The sequence below is a fragment of the Aquimarina celericrescens genome (genome assembly GCF_042682765.1).
GTDB classification, from domain to species: Bacteria; Bacteroidota; Bacteroidia; order Flavobacteriales; family Flavobacteriaceae; genus Aquimarina; species Aquimarina celericrescens.
The window spans coordinates 48580-64290 of the sequence record NZ_JBHUHY010000009.1 but is presented as its reverse complement, the minus strand read 5'-3'; the positions used below and the strand labels follow the sequence as shown (position 1 = coordinate 64290).

The following is a 15711-nucleotide window of genomic DNA, read 5'->3' as shown; positions in this document are numbered from 1 at the left end:
TTAAAATACTAAATGAGCAAAATTAAAGTTATTCTTTTCTATACTTTACACAAGTAATTCCGAATATTAACCAACTTAAAACCATATTCCCCTATGGATACTTTAGAAAAAGAACGCATAGTCACAAAGAATATACTTCAAATCTTCAAGGAGAACTTTAACGTGGTCAAGACAGATGACGAAATTTTGGATATACATCCAGATAAAGAATCTGAAGCGAGCTTGGGCTATTATGAGTCAATTTTAGATATCTTCTTATTAGAACCAGAGCATTTGGATAAGATTACCGGAAAGGTAAAAGATACCATCAAAAAGGTCGCAGAGCTATGGACAATAACATTACATTATCCTATACCCTGAATAGACAATTAAGGTAGATTATCTATTTCTCCAGAAGAATGGGGTAAGAAGAATTAAAACGGTGAATAACTCTAACCTTCCTATTAACATAAGAAAACAGCACCACCACTTTCCAAAATCTGGTAAGACATCAAAGTTGTTTACAGGGCTTAGTTTACCAAAAGCCGGACCAACGTTTCCTAGAGAAGAAGCTGCTCCTCCTATGGCTGTTTCAAAATCTAATCCTAGAGCCCCTAAGCCCACAGAACCAATAATAAAAGCCAACATATACAATATAAAGAATGCGAGTATATTAAACACAATTTCTTTTGAAACTGCCCTGGTATTATATCGTACAGGTAGTATCGCTCTAGGATGCAATGTACGCTTGAATTCCAAAATTCCGTTGCGAATTGTAATCAAATGTCTCACAACCTTCATGCCTCCAGCAGTAGATCCCGCAGAACCACCCAAAAACATAAGACCAAAGAAAAAAACCGTTAAAAAAGGCGTCCACATCGTGAAATCTGCACTTACAAATCCTGTGGTCGTTACTACTGCCAACACTTGAAACAATGCATGACGAAAAGCGCTTTCGGCCTCTCCCCAAACCATAGGGTGATCTATAGAGGATATAGAAACATCTGCTTTAAGATAAATAATTAATGTAGCAATAATGGTAAATGAAATAATAAAAAAAGAGTACAATTTAAATTCTTCATCTTTTATTATTTTCTGAACCTTTCCTTTAAATCCAAAATAACTCAGTATAAAATTCATTCCTGCCAAAAACATGAATAAAATAATAATATACTGTATCATAGGTTCATCATTCCAATATGCCACGCTTGCGTTTTTAGTAGAAAAACCTCCTGTAGACAATGTACTTAATGCGTGGTTAATGGCATCAAAGAAATTCATTCCGGCAAGTTTTAAAAGGATAGTCTCTGCCGCGGTATAACCAAAATAGATTAACCATAATCGTTTTGCTGTATCTGTAATTCTTGGATGTAATTTATCTGTATTGGGCCCAGGAGCTTCGGCTGCAAATAATTGCATTCCCCCTATTCCGAGCAAAGGTAAAATAGCAATAGCTAATACGATAATTCCCATTCCGCCAATCCAATGGGTAAGACTTCGCCAAAATAAAACACCTTTAGGAATAATTTCAATTTCATTAAGAATTGAGGAACCCGTAGTTGTATACCCAGACATTGTCTCAAAAAAGGCATTGGTAAAAGTTGGTATAGCCCCAGAGAACAAGTAAGGCAGTGTACCACTTAAAGACATAAATATCCACCCAAAAGTTACTACAATATAGCCTTCGCGCTTATTGATCTCTTTTTGATGTTCACGAGTAATAAACATAAGAGCTACACCTATAAACATAGTAGCCAATGCCGCCATCATGATCTCTACCGTAACCCCATCTTTATAAATGAAACTTATGATAGCAGCAACAAGCATAAAACAACCATTGCAGAGCAATAAAAGTCCCATTATGTGAGATATGATCCTGTAGTTTAGTTTAGACATTTTAGAGAAAAAGCTTTTCTATTTTCTTAATAGATTTAGGTAAGCAACAAACAACTACCCGATCTCCTGCCTGAATATAAAAATCACCCAATGCAATCATACCCACACCATCCCTAATCACACCAGCGATGATAGCTGATCGAGGAAAATCAAGATCTTTTATCAAATTATCACTCACTTCAGAAGTAGGCTTAACAATAAATTCTAGCAGCTCTGCATTCATATTGTTAAGTTTGGTCATCGCGACAACTTCACCTTTTCTAATAAATCTGAAAATATTATTTGCTGCCAAAAGTTTTTTATTGATCAATGTATCAATTCCAATAGAATGGGATAATTGAAAATAATCCATATTTTCAACTAAAGCAATGGTCTTTCGAACACCTTTGGATTTTGCTACCAGACAAGACATAATATTGGTTTCAGAATTTCCGGTTACCGAAATAAAAGCATCCATCTCGCCAATTCCTTCTTCCTGTAATAACTCTACATTACGTCCGTCCCCATTAATAATTAATGCATTGGGCAGATCATCTGCCAGATCAAACGACTTGTCCTTATCTTTTTCTATAAGTTTTACTCTAAATTTATGATCACAAAGATCACAGGAGGTCTTATGTCCAATTTTGCTCCCTCCCAGGATCATCACATCTTTGATCTCCTCTTTTATCTTTCCTGTCAATTTATAAAGCTCTTCGACCCCTCCTTTGGAAGTTACAAAATACACCTGATCTCCTTCTTTGAAAGTTGTATCCCCTCTGGGTATTAATGTATATTGCGTTCCAGATCTTTGAATCGCTATGGGCATAAAATGCAGCTCTGGAAATACTGCAGCAGCTTCTCTTACACTTTTACCCACAAATAATGCTTCTGAGGATAAAGTAGTTCCGACCATGGTTAAAGCTCCATCTTCGAACTCATAACTATCATGGAATCCGGATTGATTAAGAAGTAACTCTATCTCGCTTGCTGCCAACGCTTCAGGAGAAATTAATTCATCTATACCAAACTTGGTAAAACCAACCTCTTCTTTATTCTCAATAAACTCTGTATTTGAAATCCTGGCGATTGTACGTTTGGCACCTAATTGTTTGGCCAAAACACATGCAGTTATATTCGTGGTTTCACTTGAAGTAACTCCAATAACCATATCGACATTTTCTACTCTTGCTTCTTTTAAAATAGAAATTGAAGTAGCATCTCCTTTTATAACCCTGATATCTAAGTGAGTATCTGCATAATTAAGACATTCTTTATCTGTATCAATAAGAGTAATGTCTTGAGACTCAAATGAGAGTAATTTTGCCAAATGAAATCCTACTTCACCTGCTCCGGCAATAATGATTTTCATTGGTTTTGTTTATTGTTTTCCATCTAATGATAAAATCAAACTAAGACTTGCTTGTATTGTCTTAGAATATAAAAGCGTACAAAGATAATGCAAATTGACCAACTGGTGAAATTTGATTATAACCAACTTAACATAAATCTATTCCAACTATCAATCTCAAAAATGTATCTTTGCCTAAATTTTTTTTGAATGTCTAAAAAAATAACTCCATATAAAGATACCTCAAGATCCAAAAAAGAGCAAGTTGCAGAGATGTTTGACACTATTTCTGGTAATTATGACGGATTAAACCGTGTTATTTCTTTTGGTATTGATGTTAAATGGCGTAAAAAAGTTGTAAAACTTGTAGGTAAAATTAATCCAGAAAAAATTCTTGATGTTGCTACAGGAACAGGAGATCTTGCAATTAATCTTTCAAAGACTGGTGCTAGCGAGATTATTGGTCTCGATATTTCTACTGGAATGCTGGAGGTAGGTAAAAATAAGATTAAAGACAAGAAATTAGATACTATTATTGATATGGTAAAGGGAGATAGCGAAAACTTACCATATCAAGAAAATTATTTTGATGCTATCACCGTAGCATTTGGCGTTCGAAATTTTGAAAATCTCGAAAAAGGTCTTTCAGAAATTTACAGAGTATTAAAACCGGGAGGTATTTTTGTGGTATTAGAGACTTCTGTTCCAACTAAGACACCTTATAAACAGGGCTACAAATTTTACTCAACAAAGATCTTACCACTTATAGGAAGGGCTTTCTCTAAAGACAGATCGGCCTATTCATATTTAAGTGAAAGTGCTGCTGCTTTTCCTTATGGAGAAGAGTTCAACAATATTTTAAAAAAAATTGGGTTTATAGATGTTGAAGATAAACCCCAAACTTTTGGTGTTGCAACAATTTATACAGCCTCAAAATAAAGTAAAAGCCTGTAAAATGGCAAAAATGACCAATACCAGTCTATTAACATGATTTCAATTATTTGATTGGTAAATTTTTAAGTAAATGAAAAAGTTTTTTATTCTCTTCGCTGTTTTAGTCTGCACTCAGGAAATGAGTGCACAGCTATTCTCTAAAGAAAAAGTACAAAATCTTCAGAATTTTGATAAACCAAGATTTAGTTGGGGATACATACTGGGGCTTAATAGTTATGATTTCAACTTTGACTATACGGGTGATTTTGAAGATGAAGACATTATAGTAGATAAAACTATAGGTTTTAGTGTGGGGCTTTTAGGAAATATGAGAATTAACGATTATCTGGATCTGCGGTTAGAACCTATGGTAACTTTTACCAGAAGAGATCTCACATTCAATAATCCTCTTTTCACTTCCCAATTTGAATCTTTTAGAGAAGTAAAATCGACTTATGTTCATATACCGTTACTTCTAAAAATCTCTACAAAAAGACTTAATAATTTTAAACCTTTTATAGTAGGTGGAATATCTACTTCTATAAATTTATCGAGTAACGAAGATAATCCAGATGATAATAATTCTGGTGAATTTAGAATGAAAACGAACACAAACTATTTTGAAGTAGGTTTTGGAGTTGATTTATACCTGTACTATTTCAAGTTTACTCCTTCTATTCGGGGTGTATTTGCAATGTCTGATGAACTTGTAAAAGACAATGATCCCAATAGTTTATATACCTCAACAATAGATAAAATGTCGACCCGTGGAATTTTTATTAATTTTACTTTTCAATAATCTAGTTTAAGATCTTTTGAACTCACTAAGTACAATAGCCGTAGCCGTAGCGACATTAAGACTTTCTGTTTTTTGATTGATTCCAAATTGTGGGATAGTTATTCTTTTATCGATTAACTTTTCTATTTCTTTTGAAATCCCATTTGCTTCATTACCCATTACAATGGTTGCGTGTTCGGGTAAAGATTCCGAATAAAGATTATCACCGTTCATAAAGGTCCCGAAAATGATAGCATTCGATTTTTGTGACCTTAAAAACTCTCCCAGATCAAGATAATTAATATTTACTCTAGTAATTGAACCCATAGTAGCTTGAATTACTTTTGGATTAAAACAATCTACAGTTTGGCTGGAACACACTAAGTCTGAGATACCAAACCAATCACATAAACGAATTATTGTCCCTAGGTTACCCGGATCTCTAATATCATCGAGAGCCAAAATAAGTCCTGCTGTATTTATCTCCTCCATTTCGGGGATAAAAAAAATGGCCAACGCAGTTTGCGGAGTAGTCAAAAAGCTAATCTGTTTTAACTCTTCTATACTTACATGAAGCTGAAGGTTGTCGTCTACATCAAAAGCATTTTCATCTAATGTAAAAAGTTTATTGAGCTTCAGATTGGCTTCAAGCAATTCATTAATTACTTTTTTACCCTCAGCTATAAACAACCCATGTTGTTTTCGGTATTTTTTTTGATATAAACTTTTTATTAGTTTCTTTTGGTTTTTGCTAACCATACAAATAGTGTATTTTTGAAATCAATAATGAATAGGGATTGAAACACTTTCTGACAAAAATATTATTTATTACCCTAACCACAATCTTTTTAATTTCGTGTAATGCGGTAAAAAGAGTTCCTGATGATGAATATCTATTAACAAAAAACGAAATTTTTGTAGACAGCGTCAAAACTAATGATATAAAGCTTGAAAATCAACTATATCAGGAGCCCAACACAAAAATAGCAGGAATTCCATTGAGATTGCATATTTATAACTTAGCTAGTGTAAATAGAGATTCATTATATCGAGATTGGTTAAATCGCAAACCTAATCGGAAAAAAAGAATGGTTAACTTCTTTTCAAGAAAGCAAATTGATCGATTGGGCACTGGATTATCTAGCATAAACAAATGGATAAAAAATACTGGAGAGCCTCCTGCTATTGTGAACGAATCAAAAATAAGACGTTCAGTAAAAAGATTACAGGCATATTATTGGAATAATGGGTGGTTTAATGTCAAGACCGACTATGAAATAGCTAAAAAGAATAATAAAAAAGCAAAAGTAAATTATTATATTTTCCCAAACGAACCTTATTTCATTGACTCATTAAAAACTAAAATAGAATCTGGTGTCGCAGATTCTATCTATAACGCCAATACCCAGAACACTACTATAATTGCAGGAAAGCAATATAAAACACTGGATATTGAAGCCGAAAGAGAGCGAGTCACTTCTCTTTTTCGTAATTCGGGACTTTATCATTTTGAGAAAGAGTTTATAAAATTTGATGCAGATACTGTAAATACTAATCACAAAGTAAATCTGAATTTATTGATTAAAAATCGTCCTGTAAGCTATGGGGATTCGGTGACAAGGGTACCGTTCAAAATACATAAAATAAGTAGAGTAAACGTTTTTACTGATTATTCTTATCAAAACCGAGATAAAAAACCTAAAGACAGTACTTCATATAATGGATATAAAATTTATGGTTATGATGAAATTAAGTACACACGCAAAGCAATTGCGAATTCTATTTTAATTACTCCCGGAGAAATTTTCAAAGAAAGTGATCGAACCATTACAAATAATCAAATTAACAACCTTAGAACTTTCAAATATCCAAATATTACTTATGATATTGATCAAAATGATCCTACAGGAAAAAGTCTAATTGCCAATATCAGGCTGACACCAAAGAAAAAATACAGTGTTAACGCACAATTTGATGTTTCTACTTCTCAAATTCAAGCGTTTGGGATCGGTTTCGGAGGTTCGCTATTAATTCGAAACGTATTTGGTGGTGCCGAAATTCTTGAGATCTCGGCAAGAGGTAGTATTGGTTCGTCTAGTGATGCAGTTGACGGAGGGGAAAGATTTTTTAATATTTCTGAAGTAGGAACAGATGTGCGTTTATCGTTCCCAAAAATAATTTTCCCGTTAAGGACGAATAAAATTATCCCAAAACGGATGTCACCTACAACAAATTTAATTTTTGGAATAAATGTCCAACAAAATATAGGACTTGATAGACAAAATGCCACTGGAATATTCAATTACCAATGGCGACCTAGTAAAACCATTACCAACCAAATAGACATAGTAAATGTCCAATATGTACGAAATCTAAATACGAACAATTACTTTAATATCTATAATACTTCGTATAATGAACTAAATGATATTGCTCAACAAGTTCTGGAACCTACATCTCCATTCTTTGTTCAACCTGAAAGCGGAACTCCTTCTATAGCGGATGCTGAACTTGCTATTCCAGACGGGGCCGATGGGTTTATAACAGAGTCACTTGGCTTAAATCCAGATACAGATCTTACATCTAATCAACTACAGGAAATTCAAAACATCGACGAAAGAAAAACAAGACTTACCGAAGATAATTTGATCTTTGCTTCAAGCTATACCTTTACAAAAAACAACAGAGAAAACCTATATGATGAGAATTACTCAAGATTTAGAGCAAAAGTAGAACTTGCCGGCAATGTTCTGAATACCATCTCCAAAATTGCCGGATTGAAGGAAAACTCTAGAGATCGCTTTGAAATATTTGGAGTAGAATTTTCGCAGTATGCAAAAACAGAGTTAGACTACATAAAGCACTGGGATCTTGGAAGAAAAAATGTGATTGCCTTCAGATCCTTTGGAGGAATAGCTATCCCTTACGGAAATGCCAATAGTATTCCTTTTGCACGTAGTTTCTTTGGTGGAGGCCCTAATGATAATAGAGCATGGCTTGCATATGATTTGGGACCTGGCAGTACCAGAAGTAGAAATGAATTTAATGAAGCTAACTTAAAACTTGCATTAAATTTAGAATACAGATATAATATTCTGGGAGCCTTAAACGGAGCTCTATTTATTGATGCTGGTAACATTTGGAATGTCTTGGATAATGTTGAAGATGAAGATGCAGTTTTTTCCAAATTGGATGATATCCAACAGATGGCCGTGGGTACAGGTATAGGGTTTAGATATGATTTTGAATTCTTTGTGATACGATTAGACATTGGCTTTAAAACTTTTAACCCAGCAAATGACGAAGACCAACGATGGTTTAAAGGGTATAAATTTTCTGAAGCTGTTTATAATTTTGGAATTAATTATCCTTTTTAGAAAATCTTTCGTCCTTATTTCATATATTGTATAGTACCCATGCAACTCTACCCATTTATAATAAATCTTCTCTTATAAATAAGGCAGTTTTCCATAATTATTAATTCATGATTTTAAGTCTGCAAAGATTATTTTATTCGTGTTTGTTTCTATATAATTTTACTATTTTTGTATGCTTATAAACCAAAACTAAATTATGAGTCACAACATCAAACCAGGAGTTGCTACGGGGGACGAAGTACAAGAAATTTTTAAGTATGCAAAAGAAAAGGCTTTTGCATTGCCCGCAGTAAATGTAATTGGGTCTAACTCTATAAATGGAGTTTTAGAAACTGCTGCGGAATTAAATTCCCCTGTAATTATACAATTCTCTAATGGAGGGGCACAATTCAATGCCGGAAAAGGACTTTCTAATGAGGGTCAGAAAGCTGCTATTGCAGGAGCAGTTGCAGGTGCAAAACACGTGCATCTATTAGCTGAAGCTTATGGCGTACCCGTAATTTTGCATACTGACCACTGTGCAAAAAAACTACTTCCCTGGATTGACGGATTATTAGATGCCGGTGAACAATTTTATAAAGAGACCGGAAAACCTTTATATAGCTCTCACATGATAGACCTTTCTGAAGAGCCTATCGAAGAAAACATAGAGATCTGTAAGCAATACCTCGCTCGTATGAGTAAAATGGGAATGACATTAGAAATTGAACTAGGAATCACCGGCGGCGAAGAAGATGGTGTTGATAATAGCGATGTAGATGATTCTAAATTATATACACAGCCCGAGGAAGTTGCCTATGCCTATGAAGAACTAAGTAAAGTAAGTGACAAATTTACTGTTGCAGCGGCTTTTGGTAATGTTCATGGGGTATACAAACCCGGTAACGTAAAGCTCACCCCTAAAATTCTTAAGAATTCACAAGAGTTTATCTCTAAAAAATATGGAGTTGGCCATAACCACATCGATTTTGTATTTCATGGAGGTAGCGGTTCTTCATTAGAAGAAATAAGAGAAGCTATAGGATATGGTGTAATCAAAATGAATATCGATACTGATCTTCAATTTGCTTTTAACGAAGGTATTAGAGACTATATGATCAATAATATCGAATATCTGAAAACGCAAATAGGTAACCCTGAAGGTGCTGAAGAACCTAATAAGAAATATTATGATCCAAGAAAATGGTTAAGAGAAGGTGAAATCACCTTTAAAAACCGTCTTAAAAAGGCATTCGAGGATTTAAATAATGTAAATACATTATAGAACAAGAAAAACCAAGCTGAAACTACACCCTAGGAGTTTCAGCTTTTTTAATACACTAATTTATGGCTTGGTTTAAGAGAACACAAAAAGGTATACAAACGGCTACCGAAGATAAAAAAGATGTCCCAAAAGGACTGTGGTATAAGTCTCCAACAGGAAAAATTGTAGATGCCGAACAATTAGAAAAAAACTTCTATGTCAGTCCTGAAGATGGATACCACGTAAGGATTGGCAGTAAAGAATATTTTGAGATTTTATTTGACGATAATAAATTTAAGGAACTGGATAAAAATCTTTCCTCAAAAGACCCTCTTAAATTCGAAGACAAAAAGAAATATGTAGATCGTCTTAAAGAAGCAGAAGAAAAAACAAACCTAAAAGATGCAGTTAGAACAGCCGTAGGAAAATCTAATGGAAATGATCTCGTAATTGCCTGTATGGATTTTGCATTCATAGGTGGATCCATGGGTAGTGTTGTAGGTGAAAAGATCGCACGTGCTGCTGACTATTCTCTAGAACATAAAATACCTTTTATGATTATTTCCAAATCTGGTGGAGCGCGCATGATGGAAGCTGCTTTGTCACTGATGCAGTTAGCCAAAACCTCAGCGAAATTAGCTCAATTGGCAGATGCAAAAATTCCTTATATTTCATTATGTACTGATCCTACAACCGGAGGCACAACGGCCTCATTCGCAATGCTAGGAGATATTAATATTGCAGAACCAGGAGCTTTGATTGGTTTTGCGGGCCCTCGTGTCGTAAGAGATACTACCGGAAAAGAATTGCCCGAAGGCTTTCAGACCTCAGAATTTTTACTAGAGCATGGATTCCTAGATTTCATTACACCAAGGCAAGAATTAAAACAGAAAATAAATTTATATCTTGATTTAATTTTAAATCGACCTCTGCCTAACTAAATTAAAGAGCAAGAATATAGAAAAGGCTGTCTGGAAAATGTATTCCAGACAGCCTTTTTCAACTCACTAACCAGAAAAAATCTACAATAAGATTTCTCGTTCTTCTCCATCTGCATTGGTGAACGTAGCTTTATTATCACACTCACCATTGCCATAATTCAGGGTTCCACTATAATTAGTTCTTACAAGATCCACTACTCCACTAACCAAAAATCTACAGCTGGCTTCTCTACGTAAGGCAGTCGTAATCGTAGTGCTATGTGTATTGCCATTAGCAAAATTAGTCTCCCAAGCCCCAGTGATTAAAAACACATTGTCTCCCCAATTACCATTAAATGATCCTTCTACCCATTCTCTGGTCTTTGAACCTGTTCTTGAAGCTTGCGTACCATCTACAAATGTTACAGCCAAATTAAGATTCATACTATATTGTGGATTCCCATTATCATTAGCTCTTTGTCGCGTTACCGTTCTGGAGCCTTCGAATTGGATATCATCAACAAAAAAATCTTCAAGATCATAATTAATGGTAAGGATCATGGCGTCAACATCTACCGCATACGACATATTTATTTTTCCTTTTACAATATGTCCGTTGCGTAACTCACATCCTTCAGAACCAAAATTTACTGTTACCTCTTTTGAAGTATCTGTAATTTCTGTGATAATTGTTGCACAGTCAGGCAGAAAACGGTGAATAGGACCTTTTTGGAGACTTTCCTCCTCTTCATACACTTGTAAAAATGTATCACTTATTACTTCGGTTGCATTGTCTACTTTTGCAGTGAGTCTTGCTTCTTCCTGGTTAAAAGATTGGATTATTTCATCATTAGAATCTTCTTTGTCACAAGAAAACAAAATCACAGATAAAAATGCTGTAAAACCAAACTTTAAAATGTTGTTTTTCATAATATCTAATTTTAACGTTACCTTACTATGACTATATATTTCCTGAAACGTTTAATTTGAATATGTTTTTTTTGCATAAAATATTTTTCTAATTCAAAAAAGACTATATTTGCACGCTGATAGCAAAGCGTTATCGATACATAAAAATCATTTAAATAATATTGGAATGTATTTAACAAAAGAGATTAAAGAAGAAATCTTCGCAAAACACGGTAAAGGAAAAAATGATAGCGGTTCTGCAGAAGGTCAAATTGCATTATTCACTCACAGAATTACACATCTTACAGAACACTTAAAAAATAATCGTAAAGATTTTAATACAGAGCGTTCTTTGGTAAAGCTGGTAGGTAAGCGTAGGGATTTATTAGATTACCTGAAGAAAAAAGATATCATGAGATATCGTGCAATTGTGAAAGAATTAGGATTAAGAAAATAATAAAAGAGGGGCTTTGTGCCTCTTTTTTTAATTATAACTATTTTTAAAAAAAGCATTTGTACAAAAAATGCAGATGTACGCCTTAGTTTTTCATTGGTCGAGCAATTACTACAACAACACAACCTTGTCCGTCCGAGTTAGACGGAAAACCAATGTTTAATTAAATCTATCATTCTCTGTTATTGAGATAGGTGAATTGATGGATATGAATCAAAAAAAATTATGATTCCAAAAGTTTATAGAGAGGTCATTGACCTTGGTGACGGTAGAGAGATTTCTATTGAAACCGGAAAATTAGCAAAGCAAGCACATGGTTCTGTTGTTGTGCAATCAGGCAAGTGTATGTTATTATGTACAGTTGTTTCAAATTACAAACAGAGTGATGTAGATTTTCTACCCTTAACGGTAGATTATAGAGAAAAATTTGCTGCATCAGGTCGTTACCCTGGAGGTTTTTTCAAAAGAGAAGCTAGACCAAGTGATGGCGAAGTACTAACGATGCGTTTGGTAGACCGAGTATTACGTCCACTTTTTCCAAAAGATTATCATGCAGAAACACAGGTGATGATCCAATTAATGTCTCATGATGAAAACGTAATGCCAGACGCCATGGCTGGATTGGCAGCATCGGCAGCGATACAGTTATCAGACTTCCCTTTTGAATGTGCAATTTCAGAAGTTCGCGTTGGAAGAATCAATGGAGAGTTTATCGTAAATCCAACAAGAGCGCAATTAGATGAATCTGATATCGATATGGTAATTGGGGCATCTGCAGATTCTGTGATGATGGTTGAAGGTGAAATGGACGAGATTTCTGAAGAAGAAATGGTAGAAGCTATTAAATTTGCTCATGAAGCCATTAAAGTACAATGTGCTGCTCAATTGAGATTGGCTGAAGCATTCGGGAAAAAGGAAGTTCGTGAATACGATCCAGAGCGTGAAGACGAAGAGTTGGCTAAGAAAATTCATGATATGGCATATGACAAAGTATACGCCGTTGCAAAAGCAGGATCTGCAAAACATGAAAGAAGTACAGCCTTTTCAGAAATAAAAGAAGAAATAAAAGCTACTTTCTCTGAAGAAGAATTAGAAGACTTTGGAGATTTGATCTCTAAATATTATTACAAAGCCGAAAAAGCAGCAGTACGTGATTTAACCTTAAATGAAGGACTTCGTCTTGACGGTCGCAAAACTACCGAGATACGACCAATCTGGTGTGAAGTTGATTATTTACCATCTACACATGGGTCTTCTATTTTTACAAGAGGAGAAACGCAAGCTTTGGCCACAGTCACTTTAGGAACATCAAGAGAAGCAAATCAAATAGATATGCCTTCATACGAAGGTGAAGAAACTTTCTATCTGCATTATAACTTCCCTCCTTTCTCAACTGGTGAAGCAAGACCTATCAGGGGTACATCTCGTAGAGAAGTGGGACATGGTAATTTAGCACAACGTGCTTTAAAAGGGATGATTCCTGAAGATTGCCCATATACAGTTCGTGTTGTATCAGAAGTACTAGAATCAAATGGTTCTTCTTCTATGGCAACCGTATGTTCTGGTACCATGGCACTAATGGATGCAGGTGTGCAATTGAAAAAACCAGTTTCTGGTATTGCTATGGGATTGATTTCTGATAGTGAAACAGGAAAGTATGCAGTTTTATCTGATATTTTAGGTGATGAAGATCATTTAGGGGATATGGACTTTAAAGTTACCGGTACTGCAGATGGTATTACAGCTTGCCAGATGGATATTAAGGTAAAAGGACTTTCATATGAAATTTTGGTTAATGCATTAAAACAAGCTGCAGATGGCCGTTTGCATATCCTTGGCAAATTGACAGAAACTATAGCTACTCCAAATGCTGATGTAAAAGCACACGCACCTAAAATGGTTACCAAAACGATTCCTGGAGAATATATCGGAGCACTAATCGGCCCTGGTGGAAAAGTAATTCAAGAATTACAGAAAGAAACAGGAACTACTATTGTAATTAATGAAGATCCGGTTACTGAAGAAGGTAACGTAGAAATTTTGGGTACAAGCCAGGAAGGAATTGATAAAGTGCTAGCCAAAATCGATTCTATCACTTTTAAACCTCAAGTTGGGAGCGTTTACGAAGTAAAAGTGATTAAGATACTTGATTTTGGAGCTGTAGTAGAGTATGTTGAAGCTCCAGGTAATGAGGTTTTACTACATATTTCTGAGCTAGCTTGGGAGCGCACCAATAATGTAACCGATGTCGTAAATATCGGCGATGTGATGGACGTAAAATACTTTGGTATTGATTCCAGAACGCGTAAAGAAAAAGTTTCTCGAAAAGCATTATTGCCAAGACCTCCAAAAGCGGAAGGAGACAAACCAAGAGGTGATAGAAAACCTAGAAATGAGAAAAATGAAAATTAATTTTAATTAGTTTTTGATATTACAAAGGGCGCCTTCAAAATTTTGAAGGCGTTTTCATTTGTATTACTTCTAAGTTTTACAAATCAGAGTTTAGCGATAACGTATACGCAACCTTTTTAAAGTCATCAGTCTATAAGACAAATACTTTAAAAAAACAGAGTTATGACACTATTCAAAAAAAATTCTTTAATTTTTTTCACAACATTTTTTTTGATTTCATGTGAAAATGAACCTTATGACCTATTTAGTAATCTACAAAAAATCGACTCTGATTCTTCGTTGTTTAATTCTATAAAAACGATTTCTACAAATGATGATAAAACCGAGCCCGTTTGTGTCATTTTTATCTATCCATTTAATATTTATACCTTTGATGATAATTCAGAAGTAGTTGACAGGAAAATCGTCAATAATAATGTAGAGTTTGTAAACTTACTTGGTCAAACTGAAGAAATTAATGGAGCAATTGGGCTTAGCTATCCTATTTCAAGTAAATTAGAAGATGGCAGTACATTAATTATTGGTGATAATGCAGAACTTAAAGAAACAATTGAAGCATGCATAGAAACCGAAATTATTGGTAATTGCAATGACATACTAGAAGAAGAAAACTGTATATGGACAATTAATTCTTTAACCGAAAACAAGGAATATAACAATTCTTTACTTGACTTTTACCAAGACGGCACAGGCATTTTTTATCATGAAGGTGATGCGTACAGAACGTCTTGGGTGTCCTTATTTATTGAAGAAAAATTACATATCAATATTCACTTAGAAGGAGAGTCTCAAACTGCACAGGATTGGAATTTTGACTGGGAAGCTACTATTATCGACGACGCTACTATAGAAATAACTAATCAAGACAAAAAACACACCATTAAGAAACAATGTGCGGTTGAAAACTCATGTGATTATGTAGAATTCAGAAAATGTGCACTTAAAGGTTTTGATGATAAAGCAGAATTCATGCTTGATGAATATAAAGAATGTATAGTGTCACTTCAAGAAAATATAAATACGGGTGCAGAAGTAACATTTTTCAACACGTATTCTGATGCAGAAGAAGAACAAAACATTTTAGGTTCATCTGCATATACAAACACTACCAATCCCCAACTAGTTTTTGCTAAAATTAAGAATTCAGAAACTAATGTTTCTAAAATTATTAGAATTGTATTATTTGTCGAAGCCTGTAACAATACCGACGCGTCTTAATTTTATGATTGGCCATCTTTCCTCGTATAGGAAGAATGCTTTTAAAACTACTTTACTTTTAGCATTTCGTTTAAATTATTAAAATTTTATTCTTTTTGACGCAACCTTTAAAAACAACTCAGTCTGAAGAAAATAGATACCTCAATAATTTATATGCTATTTTAAAAAAAGTATTTAGAATAAGTGTTACCATATATTGAAATCTTTTTTGCTTATTAACAATGATGTATAAAATCAAAACAGTAGTCTTTACAAAGCTTAC

At 34.3% G+C, this 15711-nt stretch carries 13 protein-coding genes; 9 read left to right on the top strand and 4 right to left on the bottom strand.

From position 1 onward, the window contains the following. Positions 1 to 93 precede the first annotated feature (93 nt). Positions 94 to 360, top strand: coding sequence for a hypothetical protein (locus tag ACFSJT_RS10620; protein ID WP_378320237.1), 267 nt, complete (start codon positions 94 to 96; stop codon positions 358 to 360). Between the two features lie 18 nt (positions 361 to 378). Here ACFSJT_RS10620 and ACFSJT_RS10615 read toward each other — a convergent pair whose 3' ends face one another. Both ACFSJT_RS10615 and trkA read right to left on the bottom strand, forming a co-directional pair. Beyond that, positions 379 to 1875, bottom strand: a complete 1497-nt coding sequence (locus ACFSJT_RS10615; protein ID WP_378320236.1) for a TrkH family potassium uptake protein — start codon at positions 1873 to 1875, stop codon at positions 379 to 381. A 1-nt stretch (position 1876) separates the two neighbouring features. Then, on the bottom strand, positions 1877 to 3226 hold the full coding sequence (gene trkA / locus ACFSJT_RS10610) for a Trk system potassium transporter TrkA (RefSeq protein ID WP_378320235.1): 1350 nt from the start codon (positions 3224 to 3226) through the stop codon (positions 1877 to 1879). Positions 3227 to 3415: 189 nt separating this feature from the next. Here trkA and ubiE point away from each other — a divergent pair, with 189 nt between their 5' ends. Then, positions 3416 to 4144, top strand: coding sequence for a bifunctional demethylmenaquinone methyltransferase/2-methoxy-6-polyprenyl-1,4-benzoquinol methylase UbiE (ubiE, locus tag ACFSJT_RS10605; RefSeq protein WP_378320234.1), 729 nt, complete (start codon positions 3416 to 3418; stop codon positions 4142 to 4144). An 85-nt stretch (positions 4145 to 4229) separates the two neighbouring features. Next, positions 4230 to 4937 (top strand): type IX secretion/gliding motility protein PorT/SprT, encoded by a 708-nt coding sequence (porT, locus tag ACFSJT_RS10600; protein ID WP_378320233.1) that lies wholly within the window; start codon positions 4230 to 4232, stop codon positions 4935 to 4937. A gap of 6 nt (positions 4938 to 4943) precedes the next feature. On the opposite strand, the gene ACFSJT_RS10595 is transcribed toward porT, so the two are convergent. Next, on the bottom strand, positions 4944 to 5675 hold the full coding sequence (locus ACFSJT_RS10595; RefSeq protein ID WP_378320232.1) for a TrmH family RNA methyltransferase: 732 nt from the start codon (positions 5673 to 5675) through the stop codon (positions 4944 to 4946). Positions 5676 to 5713: 38 nt separating this feature from the next. Here ACFSJT_RS10595 and tamL point away from each other — a divergent pair, with 38 nt between their 5' ends. From tamL to accD, 3 genes are all read left to right on the top strand, one after another. Next, positions 5714 to 8293 carry a translocation and assembly module lipoprotein TamL gene (gene tamL, locus ACFSJT_RS10590; protein ID WP_378320231.1) on the top strand — a complete coding sequence of 860 codons (2580 nt, stop codon included), beginning with the start codon at positions 5714 to 5716 and terminating at the stop codon, positions 8291 to 8293. 196 nt (positions 8294 to 8489) lie between these two features. Continuing rightward, positions 8490 to 9557 (top strand): class II fructose-bisphosphate aldolase, encoded by a 1068-nt coding sequence (gene fbaA / locus ACFSJT_RS10585; RefSeq protein ID WP_378320230.1) that lies wholly within the window; start codon positions 8490 to 8492, stop codon positions 9555 to 9557. A 62-nt stretch (positions 9558 to 9619) separates the two neighbouring features. Further along, on the top strand, positions 9620 to 10477 hold the full coding sequence (accD, locus tag ACFSJT_RS10580) for an acetyl-CoA carboxylase, carboxyltransferase subunit beta (protein WP_378320229.1): 858 nt from the start codon (positions 9620 to 9622) through the stop codon (positions 10475 to 10477). 81 nt (positions 10478 to 10558) lie between these two features. Here accD and ACFSJT_RS10575 read toward each other — a convergent pair whose 3' ends face one another. Then, positions 10559 to 11386 (bottom strand): hypothetical protein, encoded by an 828-nt coding sequence (locus tag ACFSJT_RS10575; RefSeq protein ID WP_378320228.1) that lies wholly within the window; start codon positions 11384 to 11386, stop codon positions 10559 to 10561. Positions 11387 to 11552: 166 nt separating this feature from the next. Between ACFSJT_RS10575 and rpsO the strand changes: the two genes are divergently transcribed. The 3 genes from rpsO (at position 11553) to ACFSJT_RS10560 (ending at position 15449) form a co-directional block, all read left to right on the top strand. Further along, positions 11553 to 11822: a 30S ribosomal protein S15 gene (rpsO, locus tag ACFSJT_RS10570; RefSeq protein WP_201918398.1), complete on the top strand. Its 270-nt coding sequence runs from the start codon at positions 11553 to 11555 to the stop codon at positions 11820 to 11822. A 222-nt stretch (positions 11823 to 12044) separates the two neighbouring features. Next, positions 12045 to 14231 (top strand): polyribonucleotide nucleotidyltransferase, encoded by a 2187-nt coding sequence (locus tag ACFSJT_RS10565; RefSeq protein WP_378320227.1) that lies wholly within the window; start codon positions 12045 to 12047, stop codon positions 14229 to 14231. Between the two features lie 162 nt (positions 14232 to 14393). Then, complete coding sequence (locus ACFSJT_RS10560) at positions 14394 to 15449, top strand: hypothetical protein (RefSeq protein ID WP_378320226.1); 1056 nt, start codon at positions 14394 to 14396, stop codon at positions 15447 to 15449. Positions 15450 to 15711: the final 262 nt, after the last annotated feature.